Source organism: Bradyrhizobium sp. NBAIM14 (assembly GCF_020193895.1).
Classification (GTDB): domain Bacteria; phylum Pseudomonadota; class Alphaproteobacteria; order Rhizobiales; family Xanthobacteraceae; genus Bradyrhizobium; species Bradyrhizobium yuanmingense.
Window position 1 is genome coordinate 1 of record NZ_JADYVQ010000044.1, and the last position, 10,011, is coordinate 10,011.

The following is a 10,011-nucleotide window of genomic DNA, read 5'->3' on the forward strand; positions in this document are numbered from 1 at the left end:
CCCCTGTGGATCGCGCCGACGCCGGGCTCGTAACTCCGGTCGGGCTACGCCCTCCCTGCGTCACGAGCCCGGCGAAGCTCTCTCATCCTGATTGACGCTCCACTGTCACCCTGATTGCCGCGCGGCAGAGCTGACTATCGTGCTCGTGGGCTCCCACACCCGCAGTGTGTCCCGCACGAGGAGGGATGATAACAAACGGCCGACGACGGGAGTAATCGACCGTAACATCTTGCGACGGGATGATGCGCAGCAATACGAAGTTGGACTTTACGGGAAGATCCCTTCCGTCCATGATCTTCTCGTACTCGTAGAAAAGAACCGGCGGACAGCCTGCCGCCTCATGTTCAAGGAAGAGGTCGCCGCTCTCTCGGAGAAGATCGATTAGCAATATAGCGCGCTCGCCCGCGTCGCGGATGTATTCACGCCAAGAAACGCCAAGCCGTCCATCGTCACGCAGGTTCCTCAGATCTTTGGCTAGACGTTCGCCGCTTGCCAAGAGCTCGGGTAGGCGTGTAAAGACCATTTCGCAGCCGCGCTTGACCCGCAGTATCCAGGCAACTTGTAGAATGTTGATGGTCTTCGCGCCCTGTTGGACCATGCGATCAGCGTAGATTCTGAATGGGCTGCCGGTGAGCGCGTGCTCGAATTCTGCACGTTGCGCTTCCATTGACTGGCCAGGTTGGAGCGCTGGAACGAGTCAGACATGGCCTGACCTCCTCTGTTCTAGAGTCGATGCCGCCCCGTGATACTGAATTGCGCTGTGGTGCCGGATTGCCTATCTATGGCGTCTTTCATCCGACAAACTGCTCGCAAGCTAGGTCAAAGTGTGACCAAGAAAGCACGTAACCTCAACAGGACGTTTTGCGAGCAGGGTGACTTTCCACGACGTTCCCAGATCTCTCGGTGCAAAGCCGATGCCAGGCATCTTGTTGCTGCCGAGACGAAGGATGGCCGCGCAACTTTCGTCCTCCTGTTCTGCTGCACAGCGTTTGTCCGATTGAGAACCAAGCTTGTCAGAGATCGGACGCTGTGGGTCGTCTTTGTTAGACAGCCACCTCGCATGCCTAGGGAGCATTCCCCGGGACCACCTATTATTTCAGATGGGTCCTGCTCAATCTTCCAAACTTTCGACCGGTCGCCCGTAGCCATCGCCTCAAATATGTTCGTCTCACACATGAGCGCTCAATCAGGAGGCGAGTTGGCACATTGGTTGCTATTACGGTCTATGACGACCTGGTCCGCTCAGCGCAGTCAGAGATTGCGCCTTCCAGAATGATCTCAAACATGGAGTTAGATCATGGCGAATGAGACGAGACTACCCGTCACCAGGAAGGCTAGTGAGCCCGCGTTTTTTCCTGAAGCATGGCGCCCACTCGAGGCATTGCGCAACGAGGTGGATCGCTTGTTCGAAGACTTCTTTGGCGGCGATTTCTGGCGCCGCTCGTTCCCCCCGCACGCTAGTCTTGGAAGGTCGGTTGCCAAGAAGGTCGCCGCAAGCCCCGCAGTGGATCTTAGCCTAGCCTAGGATTACCCCTAGGGCCTGCAGCCCTCGCCTTCGTCAAACAAGACGGTCCTCAATGGAGGAATACGATTGGTTGGCGAGTGTGGTCTGTTCGGAGTCGCACTCTGGGTTCCCCGGGGGCGGGCTCGTGTCCCCGGTTCAGCTCACCACTGGGTCGGTAAGGTGACAATCGCCTGAGCGCTGGATTCAGGCTGGAACGTGCCGTGCAAACAGCAATACTTCAATTACCTTATCTCGTAGGCTTATTTGTGCGAGCTCGGCTAGGATCGATAGTTTGCGAGGTACCTACGATCGTGCTCTAATCGCGGCATGCCACGCCCCGTTCGTCACCGCACGCGCACTGAAGCCGACAGCCGGCCGCTCTGTTAGCAGAGGATTGAGCATAGCATCTCATAGGAAATATTACCGCCGCAAACCACGACGGCAACGTTCTGGCCAGCGTATCGCTCCGCCGTCTTCAGATAGCCGGCTACCGCCACTCCTGCGGCTCCTTCGATTGCCATCCTGTGGCCAGCGAGCACGAGCCGAATAGCGTCCACGATTTCGTTTTCTTGAACCAGGACGCACTCGTCTATGAGATCTCTAGCGTAATTGAAAGTGATGGCCTCACTTTCGATGCCGCCCGCAGTACCGTCCGACAATGTAGGGTTCTCGCACACATCCACTATTTCTCCAGCCTTTAACGCAAGATACAGTGCCGGGGAATTCTCAGGCCAGCAGCCGACGATCCGGAGCTCAGGATGGAGGGGCTTGAGATAACTAGCGATGCCGCTGATAAGGCCGCCGCCACCGACCGATACAAACACTGCGTCTAGCCTAGGGCATTGCCGCTCAAGTTCAATGCCAATGGTGCCCTGACCCACGATAACGTCTAAGTCATTATAGGGCGAGATGTATGTCCTATGTTGGACGACCGCGACTTCGCGCGCGTGCGCTTCGGAAGTAACAGCATCCGCGCCGAAAAACTGCAGCTTGACGGATTTGTACTGCTCAAGAGCGACGATCTTGGATTTCGAGGCAGTCGTGGGCAGAAATATGGTCCCGCGTGCCTTTAGCGCGGAAAGGCTATAGGCGACGCCAAGTCCATGGTTCCCCGTTGACGAGGCGATGACGCCTCGGGCGAGATCGTCTTTGGAGAGGGACAGGATCTTGTTGAGAGCGCCGCGGACCTTGAAAGATCCCGTGTGCTGAAGATTCTCGTACTTGAGCCACACCTCCCCTCCCCCGGACAAACCCGAAAGAATTGGGGAACGGTCGACGAAAGTCTCCCTCACGAGTGATCGGATGCGAGCTTCAGCCGCAACTATACGACCAACAAGGCTTGCGCCAGCGCCCTCAGGCATGCCCTTCTATCCACCACCAGTTCACAGCAACGTTCAGGCCGTGAGACCGAAGATAGTGCCACCACCCCTCGGGAATGTAAAGAATATCGCCACGACACAATACGCATTCGAAAGGCCGCGCGTTCAACAATCTCGGAAACCGATCGAGATCTGGAAGGCGAAGGTTTAAACGACTGAAGTGACGATGCTTAGGATGGTCATTATATGGGTAGAGATTCCTGCGATCCGCCGGCGGGAACAAGGTAATATGCTTACGACCGCTTATCATTGCATACAGGTTGTCGTAGGAATCGTAATGCAGCTTCGAGGCGTTACGGCCAATTCCCATCCATAAGTATGGAGGCCTCATTATCTTCGCGAGTGGGGCGAACGGCGGACGAACGACATCACCCACAAGTTCAGGGAGATACCGCAACGTATCAATCTGGGCGAGATAATAGGTCGTTTGACTGGCTACGTCGCCATAGAGCAGATAATCGACGAAGCGGCCGAAGGTCGAGTGGGTTTGATCTTTGCCAATTCGCTCTGGGACTGCGAACTCTTTGTCCGGAGAGAATTCGATGGGCACCCGCCTATGGCCTGCTGCTGCCTTTAAGTAGCCGGAGCTCCAACGTTCGATAGCCCCCAAGGTCAATGCCGCGCCTTTGATGACGACCGGAAGCGCCGGACGCACAAATCGTCGATAAAATTCCTCTGCACTCGGAGTAGCGATGCTTTCGATCGATTGCGCGGTCTCCAGCCACGCTCTGTTAACCACGGACGGATTCATGATCGCTCCTAAATTTGAACTCTGTCGCACCGAGTGGAGGAGTTTCGTCTATGACTTCATCACTGTGGCCGTTCTGCTTAAGGTCACGCCTATAAAGGATGTCCTGGTTCAGCTCTTCCGTGGCGTAGTGACCTCCAGAAACGGTTACTATCGGGGTCCTCCTCGATCATGCGAAGCAACAGCCGGCACATCGATTCTGGCGGTGAGAAGGATTCGCTTAGTCGCCTCGATGCGATGGCGGATGAAGTATTCCTCATGGAGATATGCGGTCGGACCTCCAAATTCAGGAGGAGGCCCACTCGCTTCTCGGATGGAGTGAGCACTGTACTACTTCACAATTCTAGACCGCCTGGAAATCGCGCCACCATCGGGCGGCCACCGTTCCCAGCTCACGCGCCACACGCGCTGCAAGTACAGCCATTTCACTCCCTTCGTCGCGTCAAACGCGCTGCACGATCAGCCCGCAGTTCCTCATTCCGCAACTAGCGCGCCGCACGATCTGCGAGGTCGGCCCGCAACTCCTCGTCGCGCAGGGAGCGCGCTGCACGATCGGCCCGCAGTTCCTCATCCCGCAACGAGCGCGCCGCACGATCTGCGAGCTCGGCCCGCAACTCCTCGTCGCGCAGGGAGCGCGCTGCACGATCGGCCCGCAGTTCCTCATCCCGCAACGAGCGCGCCGCACGATCTGCGAGCTCGGCCCGCAACTCCTCGTCGCGCAGGGAGCGCGCTGCACGATCGGCCCGCAGTTCCTCATCCCGCAACGAGCGCGCCGCACGATCTGCGAGCTCGGCCCGCAACTCTTCGTCGCGCAGGGAGCGCGCTACACGATCGGCCCGCAGTTCCTCATCCCGCAACGAGCGCGCCGCACGATCTGCGAGCTCGGCCCGCAACTCTTCGTCGCGCAGAGAGCGCGCCACGCGAACGGCCCGCAACCCTGAGCGAGCTGCACGATCGAGACGAGCACGGGACAGGTTCTCGTCGCGCAATGCGCGCCTCGCCCGCGATCTCGACACTCGTGCGCCAGAGCGCGTCGTGAGGTCGATCTGGTCTGCCACATCCTCGAGCTGCTCCTGGAATCTCGCCGTGATGACCAGCAAGTCCTGCGATAGATCCACAAGCGTTTCATAATCCATTGGGTAATTCTCCGTTAGTTACTGACGCAGATTGGTTGGCGAGTGTGGTCTGTTCGGAGTCGCACTCTGGGTTCCCCGGGGGCGAGCTCGTGTCCCCGGTTCAGCTCACCACTGGGTTGGTAAGGTGACAATCGCCTGAGCGCTGGATCCAGGCTGGAAGGTGCCGTGCAAACAGCAATACTTCAACTACCTTATCTCGTAGGCTTATTCGCTCGGTTAGGGATAGATAATTGCGAGGTACTTACGATGGCGCTCTAATCACGGCATGCCCGCCTCCGGCGGCCAGCGCTCGCGATCGAGCCGCGGTTCGTCACCGCGCGCGCACTGAAGCCGATGGCCGGCCGTTCAAGATCACGTTCGGCGAGATGCGCGAGATGGGATTGCGCCGCATTCTAGTCCACTGCCATTGCGGTGATCACATCGCTCTGAGCGCCGATCGCTCGCCAGACGATATTCGCTTGTGTGATGTCAGCCCCTCGGGGCGGCAACAGGGGAGCTGAAGTCAGGCCGGATTTCGAGAGGTACGCATCCGAAGGGGGCCGTCTTGCGTGACGGATGGTAATTCGCGAAGCGTGTGACCTTAAGTCTAGCTTTAAGGTCGTCAGGCGATGCGGGTCGAGGTTTTGGGCGGACGGAAGCGGCGGCGGCGCTGGTCGCAGGACAACAAGGCGCGGATTGTCGAGACGTTAGCGCCGGGCGCGAAGGTGACTGAGGTTGCGCGTCGCAACGGAGTAGCGGCCAGCCTGGTGTTTACTTGGCATCGACAAGCACGGACGTCGGAACAAGTTGTACCATCTTTTACGCCGGTGCAGATCGCCGCCGTGGCGGATCGGCTGAGGAAACTCCGAAGCTTTTGCCTGCGGTTGAGGGCGGAGTTCGCTCCGTGGCAGCCGCGCGTACTGGATTGATAGAGATCGATCTCGGCAACCGATGGTGCATCTGGGGGGATGCGCACGTCGATCCGAAGGCGCTGGCGCAGGTCCTCGATTGCTTGGATGCCGATGATTGCTATACGGGGAATGTGCGAATGTGGCTCGCGACAGGCTACACGGATATGCGCAGAAGCTTTCCGTCGCGGGCACTCCAAGCGCAGGAGGTGCTGCACAAAGACCCGCTCAGCGGTCATCTGTTCGTCTTCCGCGGTCGCCGCAGCGACCTTGTGAAGGCGATCTGGAACGATGGCTAGGGAGCCTGCTTGTTCACAAAAATACTCGAGAGAGGGAAGCTCATCTAGCCATCGGTTGCCGGTTATAGCGCGACAATCGGGATGAGAACGCGCGTATTGCCTCACATATCGATGCTCCCGGGCGCGATTGGTTGCCTCATTTATTTTGCTCCTGGCCTGAGTTGAGGAGGAGGCCGGGTGCGGAGATGGCGGGGTTTCGGAGCGTCCGGCCTCCCTCCGCAGGCACCTCGCACGTCATTGGGGCGTTGTCACCTCATACCCTGGCGGCATTTTCTCACTTGAAGCGAACAGAGCGCATTCGCTTGCTCGCCGCGCCAGGATTTCCGCCGATGTTGAAGGGTTCGAAGCTTGATCCGGATAGGCTCCAGGATACTCCACCTGCAGGCGCGAGAGCAGTTCGCTGCCACTCCGCCAAGGCTCGGCTTCAAACCATTTTCGCAAATCTGGCGTTGCCCGGATGAGCGGGTCGGGACGACGCCGGCCTCTTCTCGCCTTCACGAGTAGCCGATCCGTTGGTCGCATGGCTCCGTCCTTCCAAGCTGTGCGTAGACTTGCCAGGAAACGATCGATCGAGTGCGATGCCGCAGCAGGGCTGCCGATTGGTTGGGTATCCGCGAGGGCCGCGAGGCGTTCCTGCCCGTCGCGAATGTCGCGCAACAACGCGACCGGATCGAGAACGGCATAGATTTCTTGAGATGATGGCGGACAGCATCAGGCGTGCGGGCGTCTGCTGCCAGGTGTTGGTGAGGCGTTGCTGACGCGCGGTATGTCTTGCGTACACGAGCACCGTCGCAAGACGTTCACGAACAGCCGCGCTGATCGATACACTTCGGCCAGCAGCTCGGCCGCTTCCAGGCCTTCGAACCTACGATAGCCGACCATCCTGCGCACGACGGCGCCGTTCTTTTGCTCGACGAACGCCTGGTCATTCTTCCGGTAGGGACGACAACGCGGGGAGACAATGTCGGCCGCTTCGCAGTAGGCCTTCAGCGTCTCGTTCACGAACACGGTATCATGGAACACTGCGACGCAGGGAATGTGCTGTGTGCCGCCGGCGCTTGCGACCTAATTTTTCTCGGACCTGCACCAATGCGCGATCGATCGTCGCAGCGCTCATCGCCAAAAGTTTGGCACGCATCTCAGGGGCAAGGTCGAGGTGCCCGTGGCGTTCCATCGCCTCGATCAGCGCAGGCATTAACGCCCTCAGTCGCTTCCCGCAGATCCGGTCTTATGCTCCCAAAGCAGCACAAAGCGCGGTGTGTTCTGCTTCATTGTAGATCCGACGTCGCCCCCGTCGGCCTTGGCGTGCGTCTTCCTTGTTTCGAAGTAGACGCATCGCATGCTTGCGATGGGATCCGGTGATGTCGACGAACTCGTCCAATATCCGTGCCTTCTTCGCGATCCGAACGCCGGTAGCGCACGCCTGCCGCCGCCGTCATGAGGTTGCGGGCGCGGGCCATCAGATCGACCGGTCTTTGCAGACGCACACCTTCAACGTCGTTACCCGACAGCATATCAGTGAGCCGTTCGATGGCCCAATGAGCGGCTGCGCTGAAATCCCGAACGTTGAAAAACGATTCTGTTTCGGGAGCGAACGTCTGGCCCGGTACGAAGAGCCTTCATCATGCCCGTACAATCTGTCCATGGTCGTCGCGCCCCTCTAGGCTAATGTTCGCTGTCGCCGGACCCCACGCTTTGCAGCTCGGCAGGTGTTCTCAGTCATCTGTTATTGAGTTGTTGGAACGACGGAAGCATCAGGACCGGCGAGCATTCGGAAAGCCCTGTCATTAGAGGGGCCTAAATAGCCGGGCGCGTTGTTGTACATCGTGGAGCAAACGACGTGCCAGAGCAGTATATCTTTCTAAACAACGCGCACCTCCGAATCGCTGCGTTCCATGTCCGACTCGTCGAACATCCGACAACGGGTGTAATCTAATGGACGTCTGAGTGTATTCAAATCGCGCGTATATGACGCTTCATCAAATGGCGCGTGCGTGAGCCGCCAGTTTTTGCGCAACGTCTCGGCTTGCGCATCAGGAGTTTCCATTCCGTCATGCGCTTCACGATGAACCGGACCGTCGCCGGTCGACCCGCAGTAGCGGATAAGGCCAAGGAAGACATCTGGCTCTGCTCCTGCGTTGCCCTTGCCGATGCACTCCACCTCCGGAGCCTGGAACGAACAATACTTTAAGCAGATGGCCTAATGGCTGAGCTCCGCTCGAGGCCTGCCTCTTAATATCCCGGAGCCGTCACTGCCGACTTCCGTCTTCTGCACGCCTGCTTTGCGACTTGGTGCGATACACGACGATAAGCGCCATTGCTCTCGAATCTCTGAGACTCAGCGGTTGATCAAGTTGACGATGCCATGCGGCTTACTTGAACCGGTGCGCCAATCTCAAAAGTCACTGTTCGAAACAGTTTCAAAAGTCACTTTTTGAAGCAGTTTCAACGTCGTTGACGAGAGGCCGGCGCGCTGACATGAATCCAGAGCAGGATATTGGCTGCTCTTTGGATTGTGGTGTGTGGCGTCACGAGAGGAGGTCTTTGCTCGCGATAAGATGTGTACGCATGAAAGGCCGCCTCACCGATGCTGGGGACTTGCAGGATGAGCGAGGCTGGGGGCACAGCCTCGCCCCAGCGAAGCCTTAGGCCGCCTTGACGTTGATGGTCTTGGCTGCCTTCTTGCGCCTCTTCGGTCTTCGGTAGAACGACATTCAGTACACCGTACTTAAAAGTGGGCTCGATCTTGTCGGAGTTGACGCCGTCCGGTAGGGCGAAGAGGTTTCATCTCGCTTGTCGCCCCTGATACTAAGACCACCATGAGTAAGCTTGACTGCGATATTCTTCTGGTCGAGGTTAGGTAGTTCGACCGTTATCTCGTACGCATTGTCGCTTTTGGTCACGTCGACCGCCGGGGCCGAAAGCTTCTTGCAAAGATCGCGTTTGAGGCGCGCGAGCGAGCGGACTGGCTGGTTCCAAAAGCGGCCACCGAGATCGTCGAAAATCCGATCGATCTCGCTTCTGAATGCCGAAAATGGTTGCCATATCTCGCCCGCGACGGCGGGATCGTTGGTCGAACTTCGCGACAGGTCTTTGGTTTCAGTTGCCGTGATCAATTCTCCATGGAAGTTTGACGCTTTCGGTCGCAAGAGAATTAGTCGTGGCCGACCGGCCGCCAGTTGATTTCGTCCAATAGGTGACGACGTTGCTGACTTCCTGGGCAGTCCGCGACGTGCAGCGCGCCGATAGTCCGTATAAGAATAATCGGCCTGCCAAAAGCTCTTTCACCTCGGAGGGAATAGCGCGCGATTTCACGTCGGCGAATTGCTCACCTTTGCCGCAGATGACGGGCCCGCTTTACATATTATCTGTCACTTTCGTTAAACGATTTCGACCAGAGCCGCTCCGCGAAATCCAGATGGCACTTCATTACGTCCGAGAGAGTTTTGGAATTGGCAAGATTCTTCAGAAGATTGGCCTGAGCGTGCAGAGAGGAAGCAGCCAGCTTTGACCGTGTTTCAATGCCGCACCGAACAGGTCTGTTGTCTCCGGCTGATGCCCGGGCGGCCCGTTCGCGCTCTGGATCTGACTTCCGTTCGCGTTTCTCGTACTCGGGACTTCTCGCGGGCATTCAACGTCTCCCCGTCTGAACAGGATCGCAGCGCGCTGCGTGGTCTAGATGCGACCAAGAGGCTTCGGAAAGTACCACAACCGGCAACATGGCGAACCTATCTCATTTGGTAGCGCTTGCTCAATCGGGATCGCTTAAGCGGATATGCACGGGCGAGCTTGGCTGTCTGCTCGGCATTGACAATGAAGACAATTCCTATCGATTAGCTTAGCGTCGCGCTTCCGAGCGCGAGCGTCGCAAACGTCCATGACTAGGTGTCTGGTTCCCGCAAATGAACTCATGCACGATCCATTGTTGCTATTGCGCTATGGATGTTATGTAACGCGCACGCCTGCAGCAGGATGCGCGATATTTCAATCGATCAGCCTGACCTCGACGGCTCTGTACTTCGAGCGCTGTTTATTGAAACGAATACCGAAAGTCACGC

8 protein-coding genes and 1 pseudogene are annotated in these 10,011 nt (G+C 57.9%); 2 read left to right on the forward strand and 7 right to left on the reverse strand.

Features of this window, described 5'->3' with window-relative positions; all coding sequences use genetic code 11:
- Window positions 1-82 precede the first annotated feature (82 nt).
- The 4 genes from I6F28_RS36645 to I6F28_RS36660 form a co-directional block, all read right to left on the reverse strand.
- A complete protein-coding gene (locus I6F28_RS36645) occupies window positions 83-667 on the reverse strand; it encodes a DUF3141 domain-containing protein (protein WP_225143835.1) in 585 nt (194 codons plus the stop codon).
- A 1,220-nt stretch (window positions 668-1,887) separates the two neighbouring features.
- The gene (locus I6F28_RS36650) at window positions 1,888-2,865 is read right to left on the reverse strand and encodes a threonine/serine dehydratase (RefSeq protein ID WP_225143837.1); all 978 of its coding nucleotides are present in this window, start codon (window positions 2,863-2,865) and stop codon (window positions 1,888-1,890) included.
- Window positions 2,858-3,634: a cupin-like domain-containing protein gene (locus I6F28_RS36655; protein WP_081494001.1), complete on the reverse strand. Its 777-nt coding sequence runs from the start codon at window positions 3,632-3,634 to the stop codon at window positions 2,858-2,860. Before I6F28_RS36655 ends, I6F28_RS36650 begins: the two co-directional genes overlap by 8 nt.
- A 482-nt stretch (window positions 3,635-4,116) precedes the next feature.
- The gene (locus I6F28_RS36660; RefSeq protein WP_225143838.1) at window positions 4,117-4,767 is read right to left on the reverse strand and encodes a hypothetical protein; all 651 of its coding nucleotides are present in this window, start codon (window positions 4,765-4,767) and stop codon (window positions 4,117-4,119) included.
- 608 nt (window positions 4,768-5,375) lie between these two features.
- On the opposite strand from I6F28_RS36660, the gene I6F28_RS37995 reads away from it, so the two are divergent.
- Complete coding sequence (locus I6F28_RS37995) at window positions 5,376-5,675, forward strand: transposase (RefSeq protein ID WP_063710717.1); 300 nt, start codon at window positions 5,376-5,378, stop codon at window positions 5,673-5,675.
- The gene (gene tnpB / locus I6F28_RS37700; RefSeq protein ID WP_225131468.1) at window positions 5,651-5,953 is read left to right on the forward strand and encodes an IS66 family insertion sequence element accessory protein TnpB; all 303 of its coding nucleotides are present in this window, start codon (window positions 5,651-5,653) and stop codon (window positions 5,951-5,953) included. Before I6F28_RS37995 ends, tnpB begins: the two co-directional genes overlap by 25 nt.
- A 234-nt stretch (window positions 5,954-6,187) precedes the next feature.
- Here tnpB and I6F28_RS36680 read toward each other — a convergent pair.
- The 3 genes and pseudogenes from I6F28_RS36680 to I6F28_RS37705 all read right to left on the reverse strand — a co-directional run bounded on the left by I6F28_RS36680 (window position 6,188) and on the right by I6F28_RS37705 (window position 9,102).
- A pseudogene (locus I6F28_RS36680) lies at window positions 6,188-7,467 on the reverse strand (ISNCY family transposase).
- A 347-nt stretch (window positions 7,468-7,814) separates the two neighbouring features.
- Complete coding sequence (locus I6F28_RS36685) at window positions 7,815-8,114, reverse strand: hypothetical protein (protein ID WP_225143839.1); 300 nt, start codon at window positions 8,112-8,114, stop codon at window positions 7,815-7,817.
- Between the two features lie 553 nt (window positions 8,115-8,667).
- Entirely contained in the window at window positions 8,668-9,102 is a 435-nt protein-coding gene (locus tag I6F28_RS37705) for an Hsp20/alpha crystallin family protein (RefSeq protein WP_346656711.1), read from the reverse strand.
- Window positions 9,103-10,011: the final 909 nt, after the last annotated feature.

What these genes read in the sequence shown, in the direction of transcription:
- I6F28_RS36645 (WP_225143835.1), bottom strand. Translation starts at nt 667, where the DNA reads ATGGAAGCGCAACGTGCAGAATTCGAGCACGCGCTCACCGGCAGCCCA.
- I6F28_RS36650 (WP_225143837.1), bottom strand. Translation starts at nt 2,865, where the DNA reads ATGCCTGAGGGCGCTGGCGCAAGCCTTGTTGGTCGTATAGTTGCGGCT.
- I6F28_RS36655 (WP_081494001.1), bottom strand. Translation starts at nt 3,634, where the DNA reads ATGAATCCGTCCGTGGTTAACAGAGCGTGGCTGGAGACCGCGCAATCG.
- I6F28_RS36660 (WP_225143838.1), bottom strand. Translation starts at nt 4,767, where the DNA reads ATGGATTATGAAACGCTTGTGGATCTATCGCAGGACTTGCTGGTCATC.
- I6F28_RS37995 (WP_063710717.1), top strand. Translation starts at nt 5,376, where the DNA reads ATGCGGGTCGAGGTTTTGGGCGGACGGAAGCGGCGGCGGCGCTGGTCG.